Here is a 22,756-nt window from a genome sequence, read left to right on the forward strand (position 1 = left end):
CTTATGACGTTGCCAGAACAAACATCCACAGGGTTACCGACCGATAGCGACGGCTACGCCGGTAGGGCTATGCTACTAACGGCGCTCGCGTCGGTCATCATGATACCGTTCGCCGCGTTGTTTATCGCCGACGCCTCTTCGACGACCCCCGGTCTCATGGTAGCATGTGGGTTGGTTGGTGCCGCAGGAATACTGGGGCTATATCGCTTTGAGGGCGGCAGACGCTGGACGGCGACACTGACAATCCTGTCGATAACACTGTTTGGCGTCATATTTCACAGCGTCGTCGCAGCACTTTTCGAAAGCGGCGACGTGATCCGTGCCATTGGCGCACTGATCGCCACCGTCGCAGTTTTTATTACAGCTTATCTGATCAGCCTTATTATACGACAGACAAGTCTAGCTACATTAGATAAGGTAGCAAAAACATTTAGCATATGCTTCGTTGCAATCGCGGCCCTATCGATTCTTGATATCCAGCCACCGCATACAGGATACTCGAAACCGATTTTCCCATTCACCGAGCCATCTCATTTTGCTCTTAGCTTTACTCCTTTTTTGGTATACCGCGTTGTCAGGTCGTCGCTGATAGTAAGAATCACTTGGCTGGGTATCGCGATGTTACTAGCTCTTCTACTACAAAGCCTATCGCTAGTTATTGGTGTCGCAGTTGCTGCTGCCTGCTGCCTGTCAGGTCCGATTCTCATATCGGCACTTATCGGGCTGAGTGCTGTCATCGGATACCTTGATATCAGCTACTTTACCGACCGACTCGATTTTTCGACAAATACCACTAATGTCTCAACCTTGGTCTATATTCAAGGGTATGAACTGATTGGCACGTCGCTAAAAGAGACTTTTGGATGGGGAATAGGTTTTCAGCAACTGGGGATTGTTCCATTGAACGTCCCTACAAGCGACCTCATATATCGCATCGTGGGGAATGACGCCAATATTCGCGATGGTGGGTTCACAGCCGCAAAGCTTATATCGGAAATGGGAATTTTTGGTATTGCCGCTACATTTGTATATCTTTACGCATCGGCGATATGCGTTTTACGGCTGAGACAAACTGCTGGTAAATCCGAAGCAGATGCTAGAATGATTTTATGCCTTTCCGCCATTGTTGGTATATTTATTGAGATTTTTGTACGAGGCGGAGGGTATTTTACTGGCACAATTCTTTTTGCAATCAGTGCCACGATGATCGCTATCGAGGAAGGCTATTTCAAGGTGGCAAGGTCGGTCGCGTCGTGAATATATCTCGCCGTAACGCGTTGATTGCCACATCGAAAATGGCGGTCGGTGCTGGCGCGACCAGCCTTCTGTCCGCCTCGGAAAAATCGACGACACGAGATGGCGTCGGTGATTGCCTTCAACAACGCTACGATGCTCTTGCTGCCGGTGGCGGGGGAACGCTCACGCTTCCACCGGGAACCATCTACACCAATCTCAGAATGCACTCACGCACAGTCCACCTGTGCGGCGCGGGTCGCGGTGCAACCATCCTGGTTCCAGCCGATCCACAAAAAGCTGTCCTCAGTCAGGCCTACAGAAGCGCGGATTGGAGCGCGGTGACGATTGCGGACCTGTCGATCAAGGGTTTGGGTCGCGGAACCGCGATCGATTTCGGTGACGACGATGCGGATCGGTATAGCGGCAGGACCATCCTCCGTAACATCAGCGTCACCAATTTTCAGTTTTGCATCCGAAGGGCTACCGGTAATATCGGTATAACCCTGTACGATTGCCAATTCGACAGTGCCGACTACCACATTTGGGGCCGGGCCGTCCGAACCAGCGATGGCTCTATCATGCACAGCGGCATCATAAGAGCGCAGGGGTGTCACTTCCAAGGAGCGACCAAGGCGGCCATATACGTCGACAGCCCCACTCCCGGATCTGGCCTGATAACGTTCGAGGCCTGCCTTTTTGAGAATAACCCCGGTTCCGTCTTTGTATTTTCCCGCTTCGAGGGACGTGATGGGGTACCGGGAATCAGCATTCAATCGTGCTGGAACGAGAACAATGCGACAGCAGACGAGAGTAGCGCGCTTCAGATTGGTAATCGACTTCAGCCACCCGTATTTCTTTTCGCCGATCGGGTTGCCCAGATCGAGTTCACGGACACACCCGTCGGAACTATGGTCTTGCGCGGGGATACCACTGTCTTAACAAAGAGGTGCGCGCTCGATTTATTGAATGTGATCGCGTCAGATCTCGCAGCCAGCATCACTCATGACGACGCTCGCGCGTTCGGAGGGAAAGTGATAGACGGCGTGACACGGAGCATCGCCAACGGCAATCAGAGGAACGAGGGACCCGCTGGTCCTATCTTTCGTGTTCCGCACCGGATTGCCATCGTTCATCCCAAGCCGACGACTCCATACTTAGCGAATAGCTGTGACGCACCTATTACGCTCGAGGGGAAACGCCGCATTACAACCAAAAGCGTTCCCGACGCAGTACTTCCAGGCATGACGTCCAGCCAGCAGGTTGATTTTTCCGCTGGAGACACCAGCTATGCAGGCCTGATCTCCACGCCTGAGCGCACTTTTCTAGCATGGACGTTTACATACCGGAAAATTAGTGGAGCAAATGTAGAGTTCGTCGTAGCTGGCAGTGAGGGAATTTCAACAGCCGCGTCGCTAAATGCCAGCGACTGGACAACGATTGGTGGCGTTGCTTACATCGAACACGCTCTCGACCAGCTCGGCTTTCTCCTGCGTTGCACGGAGCCCTCGTCAATCCGCATCGGAGGGTATCAGATGATCACATTCTCGACCCGTGCGGCCGCAACAGCTATGATTAACAATGGCCTTTTCCATATACCATTGGCCTGAACAGGAGCACCAGTTCCTGTTCAATCCGCGATATTTAAGCGCTTTGTGGATCAGTCTGCATCATATTCGCAGGCGACGAATTTCCTTGGCACCTAGCTACTCGAGAGCCTTGAGGATCGCGCGGCCATAAGCGGTCTTGGAATAGCGTTCTCCGGCCGCCCGCGCCTGGTCCGCCGAGATGAAGCCCATCTCGAACGCGATTTCCTCAAGGCAGGCGATCTGGATCCCCTGGCGGTGCTGGAGGGTGCGGACGAATTCGCTGGCTTCCAGCAGGCTGTCGTGGGTACCGGTGTCAAGCCAGGCGTAACCGCGCCCCATCTGCTCGACGTAAAGGTCGCCCGCGTCCATGTAGAGGCGGTTGAGGTCGGTGATCTCAAGTTCGCCGCGCGCGCTCGGCTTCAGGTTGCGGGCCAGGTCGACGACGCGATTGTCGTAGAAATACAGGCCGGTGACCGCGTGGTTCGACTTCGGCGCCGCCGGTTTTTCCTCCAGCGACAGCGCCTTCCCGTCCGCGCCCAGTTCGACCACGCCGTAACGCTCCGGATCCTCGACGCGGTAGCTGAAGACGGTCGCGCCCTCGGTCCGCGCCACCGCGCTAGCCAGGAGGTCGGTCAGGTGCGCGCCGAAGAAGATGTTGTCGCCCAGCACCAGCGCGACATTGTCGTCGCCGATGAAGTCCGCGCCGATCGTGAACGCCTGCGCCAATCCCTCGGGGCGCGGCTGCTCGGCATAAGCGATCGTGAGGCCAAACGCGCTGCCGTCACCGAACAACCTCTGGTAATTGCCGAGATATTCGGGGCTGGAGATGATGAGCACGTCGCGGATCCCCGCCAGCATCAGCACCGACAGCGGGTAATAGATCATCGGCTTGTCATAGACCGGCAGCAGCTGCTTGTTGACCGCCAGCGTCGCCGGATGGAGCCGCGTGCCCGAGCCGCCCGCCAGGATGATACCCTTCACTTGCCGTTCTCCTTGGGGCCGATCAGTTCGTCGAGGATGTCGCCGAGCGCGTCCTGCCACGGGCGGGGGACGATGCCGTACGCGCGCTGGATCGCGTCGTGCGCGAGCAGCGAATTGGCGGGACGCCGCGCCGGAGTGGGATAGTCGCTGGTAGCGATCCCTGCCACGCTGGCGGCGGCACCGCCGCGCGATTGCGACTGACGGAAGATTTGCTCGGCAAAGCCGGCCCAGGTCGTGGCGCCGGCGTTGCTGAAATGGAAAGTGCCCGTCGGCGCATCGGCATCGTCCGCCAGCCGGACCGCGATCGTCACCAGCGCCGCGGCGAGGTCGGCGGCGCTGGTCGGGCTGCCGTGCTGGTCGGCGACGACGCGCAACGCCCCGCGTTCCGCGCCGACGCGCAGCATCGTCTTCACGAAATTGTGTCCGTGCGCCGACACCACCCAAGCGGTGCGAACGATCGCATGGCGCGCGCCGCTGGTGCGCACCGCCAGTTCGCCGCCCAGCTTCGACGCGCCGTACACGCCGAGCGGCGCGACCGCGTCGTCGACCGCCCACGCGCCCGCGCGGTCGCCGGGAAAGACATAGTCGGTCGACACCTGCACCAGCGGTACGTTCGCAGCCGCGCAGGCCGATGCGAACGCGGCGGGGGCGAGCGCATTGACCTGCCACGCGGTCACCTGATCGCTCTCGGCCTTGTCGACCGCGGTATAGGCAGCACCGTTGATGACCGCCGCCCACGGCCGCTCCGCGACCTTCGCCGCGATCGCGCCTGCGTCGGTCAGGTCGAGCGCGGCGCGGTCGAGCGCCACCACCCGCCAGCCTTCGGGTAGCTCTGCGCGCTGCAGCTCATGGCCGAGCTGCCCGTTCGCGCCCGTGACCAGCAGGTCGCGCATCACGCGATCCCGCGCCGCTCGGATGCCTTGGCCGCCACCAGCGGCCGCCACCAATCCTCGTTGTCGAGATACCAGCGCACCGTCTTCTCGATCCCGCTCTCGAACGTTTCCTGCGGGTGCCAGCCGAGCTCGTCGCCGATGCGGGTCGCATCGATCGCATAGCGCTTGTCATGGCCGGGCCGGTCGGCGACCGACGTAATCTGCGCGGCATAGCTTTGGCCGTCGACGCGCGGGCGCAGCCGGTCGAGGATCGCGCAGACGGTGCGCACCACCTCGATATTCTGCTTCTCGTTATGCCCGCCGACATTGTACGTCCGCCCGACCGCGCCGCGTTCGAACACCGCCTGCAGCGCGCGGACGTGATCCTCGACGAACAGCCAGTCGCGCACCTGGTCGCCCGCACCGTACACCGGCAGCGGCTCGCCCCCCAGCGCCTTGGCGATCATCAGCGGGATCAGCTTCTCGGGAAAGTGATACGGCCCGTAATTGTTCGAGCAATTGGTGATGAGCACCGGCAAGCCATAGGTATGGCCCCAGGCGGAAACGAGATGGTCCGACCCCGCCTTCGACGCCGAATAGGGCGAGCGCGGATCGTAGGGCGTTTCCTCGGTGAACAGCCCGGTGTCGCCGAGCGATCCGTACACCTCGTCGGTCGAGATATGGTGGAAGCGGAACGCCGCCCTGGCCTCGTCATCCAGCGTCAGCCAATGGCTGCGCGCCTCGGCCAGCATCACATAGGTGCCGACGACATTGGTCTGCACGAACGCGCCGGGCCCGTCGATCGAGCGGTCGACATGGCTTTCGGCCGCCAGATGCGTGACGATATCGGGGCGGAACGCCGCGATCGCGGCGCGCACGGCGTCAGCGTCGCAGATATCGCCCTGCACGAAGCGATAGCGGTTCGACTGCGCGATCCGCTCGACCGTCGACAGCGTGCCGGCATAGGTCAGCTTGTCGAAGTTAAGCACCTCGTGAGGCGTGTTTTCGATCAGGTGGCGCACGAGTGCCGAGCCGATGAACCCGGCCCCGCCGGTGACGAAGATGCGCATGTGATCGTTCCTCAGGCGAGCGGCGTCAGAGGACGGCCGTCATAGGAAAAGGGGCTGTCGAAGGCGGCGAGCGTCGGCTGCACCTTGTCCTTGTCGCTCAGTTCGGGCGCGGTGCCGGCGGGGATCGGCCAGTCGATCCCGACCGAATCCCACGCGATCCCGCCGTCGTTCGCTGGGGCATAGGTGTCCGAGCATTTGTAGGTCACCTCGCAATCCGGCTCGAGCGTGACGAAGCCGTGCGCGAAGCCGACGGGGATGAACAGCTGGTGCCCGTTCTCGGCGCTGAGTTCCGCGCCGACCCATTGGCCATAGGTCGGCGACCCTGCGCGCACGTCGACCGCGACGTCAAAGATGCGACCGCGGATGCAGCGCACGAGCTTGTCCTGCGCGCGCGGCGGCGTCTGAAAATGCAGACCGCGCAAGGTGAAGGCGGGTACAGAGAGCGAGTGATTGTCCTGCACGAACACGCACTCGATGCCGAGCGTCGCGAACGTGTCGCTATTGTAGGTCTCTGTGAACCAGCCCCGCGCGTCGCCGAAGCGGCGCGGGCGGATGATTTGGACAGGGGATGACATGGATCGGGACCCGTAGAGAATAGACGCGCACATCACAATGCGATGCAGCGCTGCCGCATACGACCTAGAGGGGAACCATATTCACGATCCGGGGCATCTTCGAGTCACAGTCGCTGCATCTTCCACGGACAGGGGACACCCAAAATTCTTGACCCATTCTCATCCGTTCAATACCCACCCAAGCGAATGGCGAGGCGCCGGACCGGCGAATTGAAGGGCTTTCAGGCCGGCTCGGCAGAACCCTAAAAACATGGCGAAGCACGGATGAAATCCCGCTCACTGGTAGTTTCTGCAGTAAATTTTAGCGAAGGCGGGCCGCTGACCGTACTGATTGATAGCCTCGAGACCGCGGTCGCAACCCTAAAACCTGATTGGCAGATCACCGCACTGGTGCATGACGAAAAGCTTGTCGCCGATATCAATGTCAAGGCGATAGCATTTCCTGAATCGAAAATAGGCTGGCTAAAAAGAATAAAGCTCGAATGGATTAAATTCCACGATCTTTTTGATCGTAAGCCTATCGATCTGTGGCTGTCACTGCATGATATAACACCCCGCGTGATCGCCAGACGTCAGGCGGTGTATTGTCACAATCCCTCTCCTTTCTATAAATCTAGATTATCTGAAACTTTTTACGATCCAAAATTCTTCATATTCAACAAGCTCTATATGTTTGTTTATAGGTCTTTTGCCAAAAGAAATTATGCAATCATCGTCCAATCTGACTGGATGAGAGAAGAATTTCGAAAAGCTATTGGACATGAAAATATCATTGTTGCAAGACCCACTCTACACAAAAAAAGCCCTTCCGAAGTAATATTTAGTCCTAGGCAACATTACTTGCGTTGCCCGACGCCGCAAACGCCAATCCGTTTTCTCTATCCTGCGCTTCCTCGAGTTTTCAAAAATATCGAAGTCATTTGCGAGGCTGTAAAAAAGCTTTCACCCGACGCCCGAAATTTGGTCGATATTCGTTTGACGTTTGATGGAACGGAGAACAGATGGGCCGCGGCGCTTGCTCGTCGGTACCGTAATGAACCGGGCATCAGTCTAATTGGTCGACAGAATCGAACTCAGATGACCGGCGAGTATCAGGCGTGTGATGTTGTACTCTTCCCTTCACGTCTTGAGACGTGGGGGCTTCCTATTACCGAGGCGAAGGAATTCGATAAGCCGCTGCTCTTGGCGGATCGGCCCTATGCACATGAAACTGTTGGCGAATATGACAATCTCGAATTTATCGGCGTCAATGACGTGGGTGCCTGGGCCGATGCAATCGAACGCATCGTGAGGGGGACATGGCGACCAAGCGCGTCCCAAGCATTTGACCCCCTGCAGCCATATGCCGCGGATTGGCCGGCATTGTGGCGTCTCTTGACCGAGGGGCTGTAGTCACAGGATTTGCGAAACGTGCCGCTGCGCGTTAGTGGGCGATCCGCGTACGGTGACCGTTCGGTCGGAAGCCTGGATCCTCGCCGTCAATGTGAGTGGAACCGGCTGATTGGAACGGTTTGCCTGCCCAGCAGCGTGGAATGAAGAGGAATGTCGATGAAGATCATGGTGACGGGTGGCTTGGGCTTTATCGGGCAGGCCTTGGCAAAGAGGCTCGAGACGGCCGGGCACGACGTCATCTTGATCGATAGTCTTACTCCACAAATCCATGGAACGTTGCCGACGCTCAAAGCTCCGGACGGCGTTGCCGTTACCAGGCTAGACGTCCGCGATATCGCACGACACGTCGATCTAGTCGACGGATGTGACGCTGTTTATCATCTTGCCGCCGAAACTGGTACAGCCCAATCTATGTACCGCGTGCAAGAGTACGTAGCGGTTAACGAACTAGGCACCGCAGCCCTGATTGAGGCCATTGCCGCCTCCAAGACTCGTCCGAAGCGGGTTATCTTGGCATCCAGCCGTAGCGTCTACGGCGAAGGCGCATACACCACGCCGGCTCGCCCCGATATCCTGGTGCAGCCCGATCCTCGTACGCCTGACCAGCTGGCAAGAAACAATTGGGAACCGCAGACGGCAGCGGGTGAGACGCTACGCGCGGTAGCAACGCCTGAGGACCTCCCGTTCTCTCCGGGATCAATCTACGCTGCCACAAAAGCATCGCAGGAATTGCTGTTGCGGGCGGCAGGGCCGGCACTAGGTTTCAAGCCCGTCATCTTTAGATTTCAAAACGTCTATGGCGAGGGGCAGTCGCTTCAGAATCCCTACACAGGCATCATCTCAATATTCTTCAATCGGGCCAGGCAGGGGATGACGATCCCGATTTACGAAGATGGACTTGAGTCTCGCGATTTCATCCACATCCAAGACATTGTCGATGGTCTTCTCGCTGCCCTAGAGGCCGATCTGCCTAACGGCGCGACAATGAATCTGGGAGCTGGCGAAGCGACAACCGTTCTCGGTCTTGTCGAAGAATTATTGAAAGCCGGCAGTTTTGACGTCCCAGTCAAAGTGACAGGGCAGTATCGTGTTGGCGATATACGCCACTGCTTCGCTGATATCACGCGCGCGAGCAGTCTCATTGGTTTTAAGCCGAAAATTACCTTGTCCGAAGGACTAGCGCGTTTTTGCATGTGGGCTGGTGCACAGCCAGTTCACGAAGATAGACTGGAACAGGCTTCTGCGGAACTGCGTGCGAGAAAGCTGATGGGCGACTAAAATGGCCGTTAACGACAGCTTCACGCCGCCAGATCGAACCGGTTCGCTTGCAGGAAAGCGAATATTATTCTTCTCGGTACGCTATTTTGGATACGAGCAGCAGATTATTTCCGAGCTTTTACGGCGCGGGGCAGAAGTCGATTTTCTACCAGACCGTCCGTTTAACACTCCGCTTATGAATGCACTTTCCCGATATGCTCGAGGAATAGTCTTGATTTTTGCAACTCGCTTCTATCGCAATAGATTGAAGAATTTGGAAAATAAGGCCTATGATCTCGTTTTTGTTATAAACGGGCAAACGCTTTCAAAGGAATTGCTGTCAGAATGGCGATTAAAAATGCCTAAGGCGCGATTTCTATTCTACATATGGGATTCAATGCGGAATAAGCCGAAAGCCCACGAGATACTTCGCTACTTTGATGAGTGTATAACATTCGATCCAGAAGCATCAAAGAGATTTGGCATGAGGCTGCTCCCCCTATTCTTTGCACGGGGGTTTGAAAATACCGATCAAGAGGCTACTTATGATATAAGCTTCGTCGGAACTGCGCATTCAGATCGCCATCGAGTAATTAGTCGAATTGATCAAAGCTTGCCGGCAGATATACGCCGTTTTTGGTATCCGTTTCTTCAAGCCCGCTGGGTTTTCTATATACAAAAGATAATTAATCCGGCTTTTAGAGCAGCAAAATTTGAAGATTTTAGATACGATCCGTTGCCATTTAAGCGGGTTCAGGAAATCTTTGTTAAATCCCGAACAATTGTCGATATAGAACATCCTCATCAGACCGGCTTAACGATGCGCACATTCGAAGCGTTGGGCGCTAGAAAGAAGCTTATAACAACTAACGCGAGCGTTAAGGATTACGATTTTTATCATCCAGACAATTTCTATATCCTCGATCGAAAAAAATCCATCCGTGCCGCATTCATTCATAAGAAGTGAATATCGAAAAGTCGATAGCGATATATACTATAAATATAGCATCTCTGGTTGGCTGGACAGTGTCTTGTCAAATACCTTTGAACGGGGCAGCGGGCACGATGGGTCTTATTGAACTACTAAAGTCAGATCTTAAGCAATACTATATTTATAGTAACAGATCTGGAAAGAAGGTTTCCACAACAGGGCTGTGGCGGAATTTTATCGTACCCCGTTGTGCGCCGGTTGGAATTTATCGTCTATCTCGTTGGCTGCATGTGCATAACATGCAGCCGATAGCCAAACTGCTGACTTGGATAAATTTCTTTTTATTTGGCGTTGAGATCGCTTCAAATTGTGAAATTGGCTCTCATTTCTACATGCCACACGTATCTGGAACGGTGATTGGGGCTATATCGATAGGGCATCATGTCGTTATCTATCACCAAGTCACTATCGGTGCCAAAGAGATAATGTTTGAGTACGAGGGCCGTCCCACAGTCGGCAATCATGTATTCATCGCATCTGGAGCAAAAGTGATTGGCGATATTACGATCGGAGATGGTTGCGTTATTGCCGCAAATTCTGTCGTTAATAGGTCTACACCAGTAAATAGTTTATTAGCCGGGGTGCCAGCGAAGGTTTTACCTTTGAAGAAAATGCCGAATGCGAGGCTATTTAACTAAGATCTGCCTTCGGCTTCGTGAACTGCTGCCGATCGCATGGACACGAAGTTCGGCTACACGGGCTTACAGCTCTGAACCGGCCCGGGTCTGCTGGAGACTCCAACTCCTGAGAAGGTAGAGCTAGTATGAGCAAGACGGCGAGCAAGTTTGCGCCGGAGGTCCGCAAGCGGGCGGTGCGGATGGTGCTGGATCATGAGCGCGACCATCCGTCTTGATGGGCGACGGTGATTTCGATTGCGGAGAAGATCGGCTGCGCGCCGCAGACGGTGCATGAGTGGCTGAAGAGGACCGAGGTCGATAGCGGCAAGCTCGCCGGTGTGCCGATCGAGGTGACAAACAAGCTGAAGGCGCTGGAACGTGAGAACCGCGAGTTGCGTCAGGCTAATGAGATCCTGCGCAAGGCATCCGCGTATTTAGGTCAGGCGGAGCTCGGCCGCCCGTTCCGGCGATAACCGCCTTCATTGACTATCACCGCGATATCTAGGTGTAGGCGCTTGCAATCGTAGCAGCCTCTGCTCGCAAACAGAGCGACTTTTTGCCCAGATTGGCTGACAGCGGGCGAGCTGGATTGCTCACGCTCAATGACAAAGTGCTCGCCATCATCCGCGCCTGCTCGCAAACATATCCGTCCTGCTCACGCTTTCTGCCAATCTGAGGATGCGATGACGGACATCAGCCATAGCTGGTGAAGTTCACACCGACCAACGTCCCGACGATGAGCGAAACGCCCACCAGGGCCATGGCCATAAAACATCGACGATCCCAACCGACGTTCGTGGCCATCCCCACAGCAACGGGTAGTCCGAGCATCCAGACCAAATTGGCCGGCGATCTGAAAGCAAGCGCGTCTGTCACCAACACGCAGGCCGTGGTTGCGATCGCGATGAAGCACACCTGTAGAAGGTATCGGTGTCGCGCAAGTGCTGGCGGTAGCATCATATCGGCACGCCTGCTTCGCGAAGCCGCTCGGTCAGCTCGCGGGTGTGTTCGGCGTCGAGCGTTCCGGCGAGGAAAGCGCGCACGTCGGACGGCCGGGTGTTGAGCTGGCTCGCGAGCGCACCGGCGTCGTAACCGTTGCGGGTCAGTGTGGGTTCGAGGTCGTCGATCGCGCGCGACAGCACTTGCTCCACGATCTCGACCGTGACCGGCTTGGCGGCGAACCGGAAGCCTTGCTCGAAGGCGAGCGTCAGGTGCATCTCGATCTGGAGCGGGGTGCGCAGGTGCTCGGCAATGAGGTCGATTGCGTCCTCTTCCATTAGGTCGGCGACCTTGACGCCCTCGGTCGCGCAGGCGCCGAGCAGCCAGGCGACATAGTCGCGGCGCTCGGCTCCGATACCCTCATAGTCGAACGTGGTGGTGCGATAGCCGATCTCCTCCATCTGCGGACGGCGTAGGTCGTTGCGCAGGCGGGGATGGCCGACCAGCAGGACCGACAGCAGCACGCCGGCATCGGCCACCACCTCCATGAGCCGTTTGAGGCCGGTCAGCGTCTTGTGGTGGAGGTCGTGCGCCTCGTCGACGACCAGCACGACCGGGCGTTTGCCCTTGCGCATGATGTCGCGAAGGTCGCGTTCACGGCGCTCGGCCTGCTTCGGGATCTTCACCTGGGCGCGGTCGCCGGGCGAGAGGTCGTAGAACAGCGCCTCGATCAGCGACGGCAGCGAGGTGCGGCGCTTGTCGACCGCGAGCGACTTGGCGACGGCAACCTTGCCCGCCCTGGCCAGCTCGTCCTCGATGCGGCGCAGGAGGTGCGTCTTGCCCGATCCGACCAGGCCGGAGACGACGATGAGCCGGCCGGTCTGCACGGCCGCGCAGACCTCGCGCACAAGGTTGCGCTGATGCTCGGTCTCGAAGTTGCCGACGCCCTGGAACGGGCGGGCGAGCCCGTAGCTGGATTGAACGTCGGCGAGCATCAGCTTGTCCCCCTTCGTGCCTGGAACCGCTCGCGGATGCGATCGGCGATGATGGTCTTGTCGAGCGTCTCGCCCAGCAGCGCGTCGATGAAGGCGCGGTCCGCCTCGGGCAGGGAACCAAGCGGTCGTCGGAGCTGCTCGACGATGGAGTGACGCGCGGCGAGCCCGGTCGGGTACGCCGTCTCGACCACCGGTTCGGGAAAAGGAGTCTGCCGAACCGCGAGTCCGGCGGTCGAGGGCGGCAATGACGGCAGCGGCCGGTCGCCGCCCGTCGCGGTCGCGCGGGGCAGCCCGAGCTGGTCGGCGAGCCGGACCACCTTGTCGAGCCGCTCCTCGGCCCGGCTCTTCTGATACTTGCGGTAGCGGTAGAGCGGCACCGCGCCGCGCGACGGCTCGTAGGGTCCGTGCCGCTTGCCGTCATGCTCGACGAAGAGCTGCTGGTCGAACAGGCCCCACAGCAGTGTCACCGTCTCGCCGGCCAGCTCGGGCTCGACCTCGTAGGAGGCGCCCTCGACCGAGACGGTCGCGTCCCCCGCGACGGTGCGCCGCTCGGGTTCGCGGGCGAAGGCGCAGAACCGCTCCCACGAGCACATGGCGCGCACGCCCTCGCCGGGCAGGTGTCGCAGCCAGTGCTCGATCCGGGCGTGCGGCTCGGACCGATGGTCGCCGTTATTGTAGGTGACGAGCGCCCGCCGCATCCACAAATTGGCTTCCGCCTCGTTCTTGGGCTTGTGGAAGTGGTACAGCGTCTCGTGTACCTCCTTCACCGTGCGGAACGGCCGCTCGACCTTGCCCTTGGCGCGAGCGGCGGTGTGCCGGTCATCGGACTTGGGCGGCAGATGGGTGAGGATGCGAACGCCCAGGCTGCCCATCACCGACTGGAACACGCGCGACCGGCTAACCGGACCGTTGTCCATGTAGATCGTGACCGGCAGCCCCTGGAACGGCAGCTCGGGCTCGGGCTTGGCGGCAAAGGCGTTGAACAGGAAGCGCAGCGCGGACTCGGCGTCCTCGCCATAGACGCTGCGATATTCCTGATAGACCACGCCCGAGCAGTCATCGACGGCCGAGAACAGCATCAGCGTGGGTTTGCCGCGGCCCTGTTCGATCCACAGTGGCGCCTCGACCTGTTTCAAGTCGGACGGGCTCATGTCGAAGTGCCACAGCTCGTTGGATCGTCGCGCCTGAAAGCGCACGGCAGCGTGCGGGCGGGTGACACGGGCATAGTCCAGCCCCGACGAGCGCAGCAGCCGGTCGATGGTCGCCCGCTTCAGCAGGCCGGGTGCGACCTTGACCAGGCCCTCCGGTGTCTCGACGCCATCGGTTTCCAGAAACTCGATGGCGCGGGCGGTCGAGACGTGCCGGCCCTTCTTGTTGGTCGTCCTGATCTTCAGCGCGGCGACGATCTCGGCGTAGCGCTCCATCTCGGCCTGCGGTGCGACCCGCGTCGCGCCGTGGTCGGAGCGGCGCACCGACCTCGGCCGGTTCAGCTCGCGCAGTGCCCGGTACAGGGTCCAGATCGAGATGCCGTAGGCCTCGGCCGCACGGGCGACGATCTCGGTGCGACCGGGATCGCGTGGGGGCAACAGCGACAATCGTCGGCGAAGGTCGACCAGCGCCTCTCCGGGCGGCCGCTTCGCCCGGTCAGCCATGGGCTGTCGCGGGCTCCTTGGCGGGTGCGCCGCTGCCGCGCTTGCCGGCGTAGCGGTAGAGGGTCGCGACCGACACGCCCATGCGCTTGGCGATGTCGCGTACCGGGAGCGTCCCCTCCTTCATCATCGCCCGTGCAGCAGCGACGTCGCTCGGGCGCATCGCCGATGGTCGACCGCCCTTGCGGCCCTGCCGGCGTGCTTCCACCAGCCCCGCGGTGGTCCGCTCGCGGATCAGCGCGCGCTCGAACTGCGCGATGGCGCCGAACACATGGAAGGTGAGCATGCCGCCCGGCGTGGTCGTGTCGATGCTCTCCGTCAGCGACACCAACCCGATCTTCTCGCGCTCCAGCTCCTCGGCCGTGGCGATCAGCTTCTTGAGAGAACGAGCGAGGCGATCGAGCTTCCAGACGACCAGCGTGTCGCCGGCGCGCAGCACGTCTTCCAGGATGCGCGCCAGTTCGGGCCGGTCATCGCGCGCGCCAGACGCCTTTTCGGTGAATACCCGGTCGCAGCCGGCATGGCGCAGTGCGTCGAGCTGAAGCTCGGGACTCTGGTCGCTGGTGCTGACCCTGGCATAGCCGACCCGCATGGGCGTCCGATCTTCTCCAAACCCGTCGCAGGCATACCGTTTTGCGAAGCGGGTTTCCAGAACAGTTTTGACAAAGCCCGGCCCGCAGATTTACGTTGTCAGAAAGGCAAGGCGACCGGCTCGTCAGAATCGGTCGTTTTGCAGAACCGCTGAGGAGCAGGGTTCATGCAGGTGCTCGATACGGTGGGCTGGGTCGGCGATGGCGACGACACTGACTTCTTCCTCGCGATTGAGCGCACCTTCGATCTGCGCCTGCGTTTGAACCTGCCCTGGACGACGTTCGGCGAAGTGCGTGACCATGTCGTCGCGCATGTCGCAGCCTTCGGCGGGGGCGGCACGACCTGCGCCACGCAGATGACATTCTACAGGCTCCGGCGCGCGCTCGGACTTGGCCGGCACGTCGGGACGGATGCGCCCTTGTCCCCGCTGATCGGCAACAAGCTGCGCCCGGCGTTCACCGACCTGGAAGCCGATACCGACCTGAAGATGCCGGCGACGCGAGCCGGATGGCTTGGGATCGCCGGTGATTTCTGCTTCGCCGTCGCGGTCGCCGTCCTCGCCTTCGCCACGCTAGCGCCACCACTTCGCATCTTCGCCGCTGGAGCGAGCGCCTACACGGGGCTGTGGTTGCGGTACATCGACCGCCGACGACTGCCTCGAGGATGCGACACCACCGGCGATCTCGCCCGACTGGTGACGGAGCAGAACCGCGGCAGGCTCGCTCGCGATGGCGCGCGCCTCACCGCCTCCGAAATATGGCGGATCATCCAGCAACTGGCCGCCGAGGAGAGCGGGATCGACCCCAATCTGATCGGGCCGGACACGACCTTCTTTCGAGCCAAAGCGCGAGCCGCCTGATCGTGAACCTCTCGTCTTGGACCCGGTCGAGGCTAGGCCTAGCCAGCGTTAGCATACGAGCCGACATGCCGTTGCACACTGACGGCAAGCGTATGGGCTGCAGGGTAGCCGCCGCGATGTTCCTCGCCGTTCCCCTAGGGGGATGCTCCTATAGCTATGATCTGATCGCAGCGGTTCGAAACGGAGAGATTGTGATCGACGTTGATCCTGCCTCGTCCCAGCATCCTGCGTGCCTACGACGGATTGTAGTCGCCGCAGAAGATGAAAGGGAAGCCGCCTGGCTGGAAAGCGTCAGCTATGACGATGACTGCACTAACAAGTTTCCGCTGCCGTATGGTCACCGGCTGCTCGGCGAGCACCAGACGGATAGCCGGGAAGTAGCAGCCAAGCCTCTTCGGCGGGGTACGATCTACGAGGTGACCGCAACAACCGGAGCGACCGGGTATGGGGGTGGTCGCTTCATTGTGCACGCGGACGGGCGGGTTGAGAACCAGCCACCGAGGCTGCTCCCGTCGGAAACGAGCAACGGCAGCTAAACATCAAATTTCCTGCTGGCGCAAAAAGTGAGCAAGCCAACTCCGTTTGCAAGCAGGCGCGACCGATGGCGAGCACGTTGTCAGCTATCGTGAGCAGCGTAGCTCGCTCGTTGTCAGTCACTCCGAGCAGGAAGGCGTCCTGTTGGCGAGCAGAAGGCGTGATGTTTGCAAGCGCCTACATCTAGGCAGTACGTGCCAGAGCAGTTCGATGCGCGGAAGCGGCCAGTTGCCACGCTGCCGATGCGGCTGCGAATCACCGCAGGTCACATTTCCATACCGTAGTCCCGATCGCGGCTGCCGCCACTCATACCGGGGCCGTCGAGGCGCAGCTGCCGCTCGGGAATGCGGGCGTCGAGCGCCTTCTCCAGCGCGGGCTGCCGCGCCATACGGTCCTCGAGCCGCTCGAGGCGGCGCTCGGCCCGGTCTTCGATCCGCGGCGTTTCGCCCGCACGCCGGTCGCCCGACGCCGACCGCCAGTCGGCCACGAATCGGTCGGCATAATCGCGTTTATCGCTACGCGCCTGCCCCTCCTCCTCCCAGACCTGCCGCAACTCGCCGGGAGCAGATTGCTCCAGACCGCGTACCGGGTCGGCGTTGCGGTCCAGCACGATCCGCAGATCCTCGGCCGCATAGGGCCGGACCCGGTCGAGCGCGGCCGAGGCTGCGTCCAATTCGCGCACCTGGGAAAACGAAAGCTCCCGTCCATCCTCGCGCATCCGCTCGGCCGCCAGGAACAGCTGGGCGTAACGCTCCAGCGCCCGGTCGAGCGGGGAGCTAGCATCCGGCAGCCGGATCGCGTCGGTTGCCTGGCCACGCTCGACCACATCGAGCGCCGAAGTCTTGTCGCCGGTGTTGCGGGTGATATGCCGTTCGACCTTCCGCCCGTCGTCGACCACCAGCGCCACCTTGTCCGCCACGCGGGTGAGCGCGACCAGAAACGAGCGCTCGGTCAGCAGCTTTCGCTCCGACGACCGCATCGCCACGATACCGTGCTCGGTGGTGACCCCCTGCGCGACGTGGACGTTGATCGCATAGGCGAGGTCCAGCCGTTCGGCCATGCGATCACCCGACCCGATCTCATGCACGGTGCCGTCGATGAGCGAGGACACCACCAGCCTGCCCCGTCCCACCTCTTCCACCCGCGCCATCGCACCGTTGTCGAGCCCCCGGGTCCGGTCGTTGTCGCTCCAGCGGATACGGTCACCGACGTGCAGCTCGACCTGCTTCAATGCGAAGATCGACACGGCATCGCGGTCGAGGTTCCTGGCCAACCGGCCGGGCCGGAGCGACTTCTCGGTCCCGTCAGCCATGCCGAGCCGCACCCGGTCACCCTCAACACCGGTCACTACACCGCGATCGCCCCGGACCAGGCCTTGGCTCGGCAGGTTCGTGCGGACCTCCACCACATGGCCTAGGCGGTAGGCGCGCATCAGTCGCGCGCCTTCCCTGGTGGCGTTGACCCGGTCGAGCACGGTAAACGCCGTGCCCGTGGCAGCGATCTCGCCGCTCGCCTTCAGCTCGGCCTGCACCGCCTGGTTGGCTTCGCTGCGCATGGCGCGGCCGGCGGTCAGCAGAAGGGTGGCGTCGCGCTGATCTTGCGGCAGCGCCGCCCAGCGCGCCGCAGCCGTCGTCGCCACCGCGTTCCCCGGCACCTCGGTCGTGGCGGGCTTAAGTATCTCGAACGTGCCCGACACGTCGCCGCGGTCGAGCGCGGCGGTGACCGCCTTCATCTGATCCGATCTGGAACGCAGATTTTCGGTGATATGGGCCGTGGCGACGCCGGCCTTCTGGCTCGCCTCGAACGGCTTGCCGGCCGCGATCGCGGTCAGCTGGCGGGTGTCGCCGGTTTGCACGACGCGCGCGACGCCGGTTATGTTGGCAAGCCGCACGATCCGCTCCATGTCGCGCGTACCGAGCTGTCCGGCCTCCTCGACCATGACGATTGCACCCGACAGCTCCGCCTTCACGCGCGCGACCTGTTGCGGTCGGGCGGTGCCGTCGATCACGCGGGCATGGCGCGCCAGGAAGCGGGCGACCGTGCTCACGTCCGCGCCGGTGTCGCGCCCGAACTCGCTCGCCTTCACGCTGGCGATGGCGAGCCCGATCACCGCCCGGCCCTCCGCCTTCGCTACCGCCGTCACCGGCGCCATCGCGGTCGACTTGCCGCGTCCCGACCCGCCCTGCACGTTCACCACCCGGTCGGACGAGGACAGCATCAGCACGGCCGCAGCCTCCTGACCCGGGTTGAGCCGATGAAGTCCTAGCTCGCGTGCAGCCTCCTGCGCCCGGACCGCGGCATCGACCGGCGGAACGATCGGGGCAGACTGCCCCTTCCCCGCATCGACAGTGGCAAGGTACGCCTGCTCCAGCCGTACCGCACCTTGCGTCGTCACCATGCGATCGCCGTCGCCGACCAACAGGCCTTTCGCCCGCAGCAGCTCCAGCCGGGCCTCGACATCGGCCACCGTCACCGGACCGCCGCGCGACAGGCTCTCGCGGACGAGCTCCAGCCGATCAAACGCCGCCTCGCGCTCACCCAGATCGCGCACCGCCGATGCCACCGCCTGCGCCGCGGCATAGGCGCGCGGCTCCAGCCGTCCCAGTCGCTCAGGGACTAGCGGGTCGCCGTCGCGCGGGGTCAGCCCCATGCGTCCGGCGATGGCAAGACCGCATTCGCCTATTCCGCGCACGCCCCGCATCGTGCGCGTCCACACATCATGCCCCCCGCCCCGCCTCCGCCAGCGCACCTTTCACCAACCCTGCCGAATCCAGCCCCTTCTCCGCGGCCAGCCGCCGCCACCCTTCCGCGCGCTGCTCCGGGGCAATCTCGGAGATTTTGGGGTTGCGGGTCGCCAGTGCCGCATATTCGCGCGTCTGCGGGGTGTGCTCCAATCCGCGCGCCTTGATGTACGCGTCGATCTCGGCCGAGCGGACGGAGAATGCTTCCACCACCGCGCGCGACACGCCGGCGATCTCGAAGGCACCGTTGCGACCGTCGTGCCGGGGGATGGTGGCAAAACCGAGCGTCTCGACCCGGCTGCGCAACGCCGACAGGAACACCGCGTCCATGACATGCTGGCGCTCGTACAGCTGGTCCGCGTGCAGCGCCCGCCACTTGCCGTCGGCGGTGCGGGTCGCATTGGCGATGACGTTGTGGACGTGGAGCTGCGGCTCGCCGCTGCGGTTCACGTCGTGAAGGAAGGTCGCGGCGACGAACCGCCCGGTCGTCTCGGGCGCCTGTCCTCTGCCGTTCCAGACCCGACCCTCGGCTATGTTGCGTTCCGTCCAGACGAGGGTCGCCGCGGCCGCCTCCCGCACCGCCGTCACCAGCCGCGCATCACCGCCCACCAGCGCCACGATCGACACCGACTTGGGCACGGACATGGTGACGTCCCAACCCGCCCGGTGCTCACCCCGTTTGGCGTCAAGCACAACGCCGTTGGGCAATTCGCCGGCGAGCACCTGTTCGAAGCACTCGGTATCTACCGGACCGGACAGACCCAGCTCGGCCGCCCCTTCACCTAACCAAGCGCTGGCACCTTCGGCCTGATCGGCGGTGTAATAGTTGTCTCGGGCGTAATAGGCGGCTGCATCGGAGGCCGAACCGACCGCGGCGACCGAGATCATCGTTGGACCTGCGGCGTGCCGGGCCTTGCCCGCACCACAACCTTGCCTGGCCGACCGGCGAACTGTGTTCGGCAGCTGTCGGTCGCCAGCCGGTAGTTTACCAGCGCGCAGACCGCCTGATCCCCGCCGCCCAGCAGATAGTTGGCCGAGCGGACGGCGAACCACGATGGCGGCAGCGCCATTGCCACAAGGAAGTAGCTGCCGACGCAGAGCAACCAGACGACCCACAGCGCCGCACCGACCTTGCGACCCGACCAGTCCCTGTCCCAGACGGTGTAGCTGACTTTTGTCCGGGGCTGTTGCTCGAGGCTCCTGATGGCGGCGGTATTCTCCCGCAGCGCCTCGGTATGGTCGCGCTGCCGTTCGTCGATGGCATCCAGGCGAGGCTGCTTGTCGATCCGCTCGGCAAGCAATCGCATCTCCGCCCTGATCGGATTGAAGCTGGCGGTGATGCGCTCCGGCATGCCCTTGATGAACTCGGTCCGGGCCCGCGTCAGCGTCAGCTGGTCCTCACGCTCCAGCTTGTGCATGTCGCTCTCATGCGCCGCCCAGCTTTGGGCGATGCGGTCGATCTCCATGACCGCCTTGTCCAGCCTGGCGCCGAAGGCGACGACGTCACCGGGGCTCAGTTGCTCGGGCCGGTCGAATACGGCCCGCCCCTCCCGCCACGCATCGAGGCATTCCCGAACAAACGATTTGACCAGGGTCGCGCGCTCGACACCACGCTCGGCCGCGCAACGGGTGAGGTCCGCATCGTCGTCGTCCCCGAGCCGCACATTGACCTGACCGCCCATGAAATCCCTGCCCCTGTCCGGCGTAATGCTGGTCGCCGGCACCGCTCCCGTGCCATGATAGCATAGTGGCATGATTGCGCCACAATGAGCAGGATTAAGCAAGCGATTATGGCGACGTGAGTGGTGCATCCACCATCGGTGAGCGGATCAAGGCGGTACGGCTCAGGACCGGGTTGGGACAGGACGCGTTCGCGAAGGCGCTGGGCTATTCGAAGCGCGCGCTGGTCAGCTGGGAACTGGGCGGGGCCGAGCCGCCCGTCGCCCTGATGGCGAAGCTCCGGCGCGACTACGACGTCGATCCCGAATGGGTGATCCTGGGCGAGGACACCGTGCCCCGGAGCTACTACGGGCCGGTCGACTGGGACCGGCTCGACCGCCTGCGCGACGACGTGGACACCGTCTGCAGGGACGTAGGGCTGAAGCTGCCTGACGAACGCAGCCAAGCGCTCGCGCGGGTGATATACGACGGAGGAGCGGACGCGGGTGCTGCCAACCGCAAGCAGCTGCGCGGTACGCTGCTCGCCTTGTCGCTGGGGGACTGAGATGGGCAGATCCAGAGATGAACAGCTGGCGGCCTGGACGGCCGAGACGCGGCGGGTCGGGTTCAAGAGGCGCAACTGGCCGGTCGTGCGCCGACTGGCAGCGCTGTGCACAGGACTGCTGCTGGCAGGTCTGGCGGCCCGTCTGCTGGGCTATGCCCCTGCTCTCGCGGCTGCCTGCTGGATCGCCGCAGCTGTCACCGGCGCGGTCATGCTGATCTGGTTCTTCGACCCGCGCCGCTTCCGGGCACGGCCGCCCGGTACGTTCTGATCGCGCGGAAGCAGGCGCGAGCATCCGGTCTCGACATCGTCGCTGCTGGCGCACCGGTCTTGCCCATGACGCCCAACGAGAGATGAGCCCGTGCTCCCAGAGGGAGCAGTGCACGGGTCGCTTGCTTGCGACCCTCATGGCGCTGCGCGGCCCGGTAAATCCGGCGTCCGTAGCGCTGTAGCACCCTTGTAGAACGTCACGGGGCAGCTTTCGCGGAACCCGCAGCACAGCCAAAATCCTGCTACACCAATGATAAATCACGATTTTACGCTCTGAACACGGCCGCTATCCATAGCGTGGTGTGTGCTCCTTCCCTTCACGATCCAGACGCTGCGGTATTAATGCCGTGGTGCTCTGGTATTCATTCCGGCTTCCGGCGGGCACCCGGGCCGGCGTGTCAGCCGGCCAGCAAGCGAACTGTCATTCTATCCGGACCGCCTTTTCAGCAGTGCGCCAACGGCTTCAGCGCGAGCCGCAGGACATATTGCCTGCCACTGGCGCTGCCGCCGCCAGTATAGTCGCGGCGGCACGACGCTCGCGGGCCTGGGCGCGTCGCTCTTCGGCGATCCGGGGATCGCTGGCTTCCGCCTCCAAACCAGAGGCAGGATCCGGTTCCTCCATCACCCGGATCCCTTTGGCACGTTGGGCCACGTCCTTGCGCCTGGCGCACTCCTGCTGGACCGCGCTGGTCATGTCGGATCTCAGAAGGACGTAATCGGGTTCGTACCGATGCTGGCGCATCAGCTCAGCGAGCGCGTGTACTGCAAGGTCGTCACCAACCGCGGCATGAACCGCGCGCAGCCAACGCGGCGAGGCGTAGCGATGCCGCAGCGTCCAGAGCCCTCGCCCCATCTCGGTCACGAGCAGGGCCACCCAGAGGACGAGCATGCCCCGTCCGGCGACGACCGGTCTGGCGCCGATCGCCTTGCCGATACCGATCGTCACGATCAGCATCGGCAGGAAGACCATGACGCTGATCGCATAAGGGACGACGTTCAGCTGGCTCACCTCCCATCGTGCGATCAGCCGGTCAGCCACCGGGACGCGTTCAGTCACGCCAAGGATCATGGCTGCTGGCCGACCAGCTGTCGTGATGCTGGAAATGGTCATCAGCACCGCTGTCCCAGCGATCGTGGCGCTGCCAGTCGGACTCGTAATCGTGCGACCGGATAGAACCGTAGGGATTGCCGGCGACGTCGGGGGTCCCCGCTCCAGCGATCGTCGGCAATCCGGTTGTCGGATTGATATCCGTTCCGTCGCTGCCAACTCCCGGGTGGTCCGGGAGCGTCCAGTCGTTGAACCAGGTGGCGATGCGCTCGAACAGTCTCATGTCAGCACTCCCGATCTGAAGCCTGGACAATATACGCTTTCCGTATATC

The 22,756-nt window shown here is 61.7% G+C and carries 22 protein-coding genes and 1 pseudogene; 10 read left to right on the plus strand and 13 right to left on the minus strand.

What is annotated here, in order from left to right:
• Positions 1-3 precede the first annotated feature (3 nt).
• Positions 4-1,257: a hypothetical protein gene (locus PGN16_RS19735; protein ID WP_335311064.1), complete on the plus strand. Its 1,254-nt coding sequence runs from the start codon at positions 4-6 to the stop codon at positions 1,255-1,257.
• Between the two features lie 38 nt (positions 1,258-1,295).
• The gene (locus PGN16_RS19740; protein ID WP_335311065.1) at positions 1,296-2,843 is read left to right on the plus strand and encodes a hypothetical protein; all 1,548 of its coding nucleotides are present in this window, start codon (positions 1,296-1,298) and stop codon (positions 2,841-2,843) included.
• 96 nt (positions 2,844-2,939) lie between these two features.
• Here the strand turns inward: PGN16_RS19740 and rfbA are convergent, their stop codons facing one another.
• The 4 genes from rfbA to rfbC are packed head-to-tail and all read right to left on the minus strand — an operon-like array spanning position 2,940 to position 6,320.
• Positions 2,940-3,803, minus strand: coding sequence for a glucose-1-phosphate thymidylyltransferase RfbA (gene rfbA / locus PGN16_RS19745; RefSeq protein WP_335311066.1), 864 nt, complete (start codon positions 3,801-3,803; stop codon positions 2,940-2,942).
• Positions 3,800-4,696, minus strand: a complete 897-nt coding sequence (gene rfbD, locus PGN16_RS19750) for a dTDP-4-dehydrorhamnose reductase (protein WP_335311067.1) — start codon at positions 4,694-4,696, stop codon at positions 3,800-3,802. The genes rfbA and rfbD overlap by 4 nt, the downstream gene beginning before the upstream one ends.
• Positions 4,696-5,745, minus strand: coding sequence for a dTDP-glucose 4,6-dehydratase (gene rfbB / locus PGN16_RS19755; RefSeq protein ID WP_335311068.1), 1,050 nt, complete (start codon positions 5,743-5,745; stop codon positions 4,696-4,698). The genes rfbD and rfbB overlap by 1 nt, the downstream gene beginning before the upstream one ends.
• A gap of 11 nt (positions 5,746-5,756) precedes the next feature.
• On the minus strand, positions 5,757-6,320 hold the full coding sequence (gene rfbC / locus PGN16_RS19760) for a dTDP-4-dehydrorhamnose 3,5-epimerase (RefSeq protein ID WP_335311069.1): 564 nt from the start codon (positions 6,318-6,320) through the stop codon (positions 5,757-5,759).
• A 264-nt stretch (positions 6,321-6,584) separates the two neighbouring features.
• Here rfbC and PGN16_RS19765 point away from each other — a divergent pair, with 264 nt between their 5' ends.
• From PGN16_RS19765 to PGN16_RS19785, 5 genes and pseudogenes are all read left to right on the plus strand, one after another.
• The gene (locus PGN16_RS19765) at positions 6,585-7,712 is read left to right on the plus strand and encodes a glycosyltransferase (RefSeq protein WP_335311070.1); all 1,128 of its coding nucleotides are present in this window, start codon (positions 6,585-6,587) and stop codon (positions 7,710-7,712) included.
• Positions 7,713-7,868: 156 nt separating this feature from the next.
• Positions 7,869-8,990 (plus strand): NAD-dependent epimerase/dehydratase family protein, encoded by a 1,122-nt coding sequence (locus PGN16_RS19770; protein ID WP_335311071.1) that lies wholly within the window; start codon positions 7,869-7,871, stop codon positions 8,988-8,990.
• 1 nt (position 8,991) lies between these two features.
• On the plus strand, positions 8,992-9,936 hold the full coding sequence (locus PGN16_RS19775) for a hypothetical protein (protein ID WP_335311072.1): 945 nt from the start codon (positions 8,992-8,994) through the stop codon (positions 9,934-9,936).
• A gap of 263 nt (positions 9,937-10,199) precedes the next feature.
• The gene (locus PGN16_RS19780) at positions 10,200-10,598 is read left to right on the plus strand and encodes a serine O-acetyltransferase (RefSeq protein WP_335311073.1); all 399 of its coding nucleotides are present in this window, start codon (positions 10,200-10,202) and stop codon (positions 10,596-10,598) included.
• A 125-nt stretch (positions 10,599-10,723) separates the two neighbouring features.
• A pseudogene (locus PGN16_RS19785) lies at positions 10,724-11,073 on the plus strand (transposase); the annotation flags it as partial.
• A 197-nt stretch (positions 11,074-11,270) separates the two neighbouring features.
• On the opposite strand, the gene PGN16_RS19790 reads toward PGN16_RS19785, so the two are convergent.
• From PGN16_RS19790 to PGN16_RS19805, 4 genes are all read right to left on the minus strand, one after another.
• Positions 11,271-11,453 carry a hypothetical protein gene (locus PGN16_RS19790; RefSeq protein ID WP_335311074.1) on the minus strand — a complete coding sequence of 61 codons (183 nt, stop codon included), beginning with the start codon at positions 11,451-11,453 and terminating at the stop codon, positions 11,271-11,273.
• Positions 11,454-11,533: 80 nt separating this feature from the next.
• A complete protein-coding gene (locus PGN16_RS19795) occupies positions 11,534-12,511 on the minus strand; it encodes an ExeA family protein (protein ID WP_335311075.1) in 978 nt (325 codons plus the stop codon).
• On the minus strand, positions 12,511-14,163 hold the full coding sequence (locus PGN16_RS19800; RefSeq protein ID WP_335311076.1) for an IS481 family transposase: 1,653 nt from the start codon (positions 14,161-14,163) through the stop codon (positions 12,511-12,513). The genes PGN16_RS19795 and PGN16_RS19800 overlap by 1 nt, the downstream gene beginning before the upstream one ends.
• Entirely contained in the window at positions 14,156-14,752 is a 597-nt protein-coding gene (locus PGN16_RS19805) for a recombinase family protein (protein ID WP_335311077.1), read from the minus strand. Before PGN16_RS19805 ends, PGN16_RS19800 begins: the two co-directional genes overlap by 8 nt.
• Before the next feature lie 165 nt (positions 14,753-14,917).
• Between PGN16_RS19805 and PGN16_RS19810 the strand changes: the two genes are divergently transcribed.
• Positions 14,918-15,610 (plus strand): hypothetical protein, encoded by a 693-nt coding sequence (locus PGN16_RS19810; RefSeq protein WP_335311078.1) that lies wholly within the window; start codon positions 14,918-14,920, stop codon positions 15,608-15,610.
• A 799-nt stretch (positions 15,611-16,409) separates the two neighbouring features.
• On the opposite strand, the gene PGN16_RS19815 is transcribed toward PGN16_RS19810, so the two are convergent.
• The 3 genes from PGN16_RS19815 to PGN16_RS19825 all read right to left on the minus strand — a co-directional run bounded on the left by PGN16_RS19815 (position 16,410) and on the right by PGN16_RS19825 (position 20,609).
• Positions 16,410-18,794: an AAA family ATPase gene (locus PGN16_RS19815; protein WP_335311079.1), complete on the minus strand. Its 2,385-nt coding sequence runs from the start codon at positions 18,792-18,794 to the stop codon at positions 16,410-16,412.
• Positions 18,795-18,861: 67 nt separating this feature from the next.
• On the minus strand, positions 18,862-19,773 hold the full coding sequence (mobF, locus tag PGN16_RS19820) for a MobF family relaxase (protein WP_335311080.1): 912 nt from the start codon (positions 19,771-19,773) through the stop codon (positions 18,862-18,864).
• Positions 19,770-20,609 carry a hypothetical protein gene (locus PGN16_RS19825; protein ID WP_335311081.1) on the minus strand — a complete coding sequence of 280 codons (840 nt, stop codon included), beginning with the start codon at positions 20,607-20,609 and terminating at the stop codon, positions 19,770-19,772. The genes mobF and PGN16_RS19825 overlap by 4 nt, the downstream gene beginning before the upstream one ends.
• 74 nt (positions 20,610-20,683) lie before the next feature.
• On the opposite strand from PGN16_RS19825, the gene PGN16_RS19830 reads away from it, so the two are divergent.
• Both PGN16_RS19830 and PGN16_RS19835 read left to right on the plus strand, forming a co-directional pair.
• Complete coding sequence (locus PGN16_RS19830; protein WP_335311082.1) at positions 20,684-21,109, plus strand: helix-turn-helix domain-containing protein; 426 nt, start codon at positions 20,684-20,686, stop codon at positions 21,107-21,109.
• A gap of 1 nt (position 21,110) precedes the next feature.
• Positions 21,111-21,377, plus strand: coding sequence for a hypothetical protein (locus PGN16_RS19835; protein WP_335311083.1), 267 nt, complete (start codon positions 21,111-21,113; stop codon positions 21,375-21,377).
• Positions 21,378-21,839: 462 nt separating this feature from the next.
• Here PGN16_RS19835 and PGN16_RS19840 read toward each other — a convergent pair whose 3' ends face one another.
• Both PGN16_RS19840 and PGN16_RS19845 read right to left on the minus strand, forming a co-directional pair.
• Positions 21,840-22,487 carry a hypothetical protein gene (locus tag PGN16_RS19840; RefSeq protein ID WP_335311084.1) on the minus strand — a complete coding sequence of 216 codons (648 nt, stop codon included), beginning with the start codon at positions 22,485-22,487 and terminating at the stop codon, positions 21,840-21,842.
• Positions 22,426-22,707 carry a hypothetical protein gene (locus PGN16_RS19845; protein ID WP_335311085.1) on the minus strand — a complete coding sequence of 94 codons (282 nt, stop codon included), beginning with the start codon at positions 22,705-22,707 and terminating at the stop codon, positions 22,426-22,428. Before PGN16_RS19845 ends, PGN16_RS19840 begins: the two co-directional genes overlap by 62 nt.
• Positions 22,708-22,756: the final 49 nt, after the last annotated feature.

This window comes from Sphingomonas phyllosphaerae, from assembly GCF_036946485.1.
GTDB classification, from domain to species: domain Bacteria; phylum Pseudomonadota; class Alphaproteobacteria; order Sphingomonadales; family Sphingomonadaceae; genus Sphingomonas; species Sphingomonas phyllosphaerae_E.

Coding starts and splice junctions, on each gene's coding strand:
- mobF (WP_335311080.1), bottom strand. CDS start 19,773: ATGATCTCGGTCGCCGCGGTCGGTTCGGCCTCCGATGCAGCCGCCTAT.
- PGN16_RS19815 (WP_335311079.1), bottom strand. CDS start 18,794: ATGGGGCTGACCCCGCGCGACGGCGACCCGCTAGTCCCTGAGCGACTG.
- PGN16_RS19800 (WP_335311076.1), bottom strand. CDS start 14,163: ATGGCTGACCGGGCGAAGCGGCCGCCCGGAGAGGCGCTGGTCGACCTT.
- PGN16_RS19775 (WP_335311072.1), top strand. CDS start 8,992: ATGGCCGTTAACGACAGCTTCACGCCGCCAGATCGAACCGGTTCGCTT.
- rfbC (WP_335311069.1), bottom strand. CDS start 6,320: ATGTCATCCCCTGTCCAAATCATCCGCCCGCGCCGCTTCGGCGACGCG.
- PGN16_RS19765 (WP_335311070.1), top strand. CDS start 6,585: ATGAAATCCCGCTCACTGGTAGTTTCTGCAGTAAATTTTAGCGAAGGC.
- PGN16_RS19740 (WP_335311065.1), top strand. CDS start 1,296: ATGGCGGTCGGTGCTGGCGCGACCAGCCTTCTGTCCGCCTCGGAAAAA.
- PGN16_RS19840 (WP_335311084.1), bottom strand. CDS start 22,487: ATGACCATTTCCAGCATCACGACAGCTGGTCGGCCAGCAGCCATGATC.
- PGN16_RS19845 (WP_335311085.1), bottom strand. CDS start 22,707: ATGAGACTGTTCGAGCGCATCGCCACCTGGTTCAACGACTGGACGCTC.
- PGN16_RS19780 (WP_335311073.1), top strand. CDS start 10,200: ATGCAGCCGATAGCCAAACTGCTGACTTGGATAAATTTCTTTTTATTT.
- PGN16_RS19805 (WP_335311077.1), bottom strand. CDS start 14,752: ATGCGGGTCGGCTATGCCAGGGTCAGCACCAGCGACCAGAGTCCCGAG.
- PGN16_RS19735 (WP_335311064.1), top strand. CDS start 4: ATGACGTTGCCAGAACAAACATCCACAGGGTTACCGACCGATAGCGAC.
- PGN16_RS19770 (WP_335311071.1), top strand. CDS start 7,869: ATGAAGATCATGGTGACGGGTGGCTTGGGCTTTATCGGGCAGGCCTTG.
- PGN16_RS19835 (WP_335311083.1), top strand. CDS start 21,111: ATGGGCAGATCCAGAGATGAACAGCTGGCGGCCTGGACGGCCGAGACG.
- PGN16_RS19810 (WP_335311078.1), top strand. CDS start 14,918: ATGCAGGTGCTCGATACGGTGGGCTGGGTCGGCGATGGCGACGACACT.
- rfbD (WP_335311067.1), bottom strand. CDS start 4,696: ATGCGCGACCTGCTGGTCACGGGCGCGAACGGGCAGCTCGGCCATGAG.
- rfbB (WP_335311068.1), bottom strand. CDS start 5,745: ATGCGCATCTTCGTCACCGGCGGGGCCGGGTTCATCGGCTCGGCACTC.
- PGN16_RS19795 (WP_335311075.1), bottom strand. CDS start 12,511: ATGCTCGCCGACGTTCAATCCAGCTACGGGCTCGCCCGCCCGTTCCAG.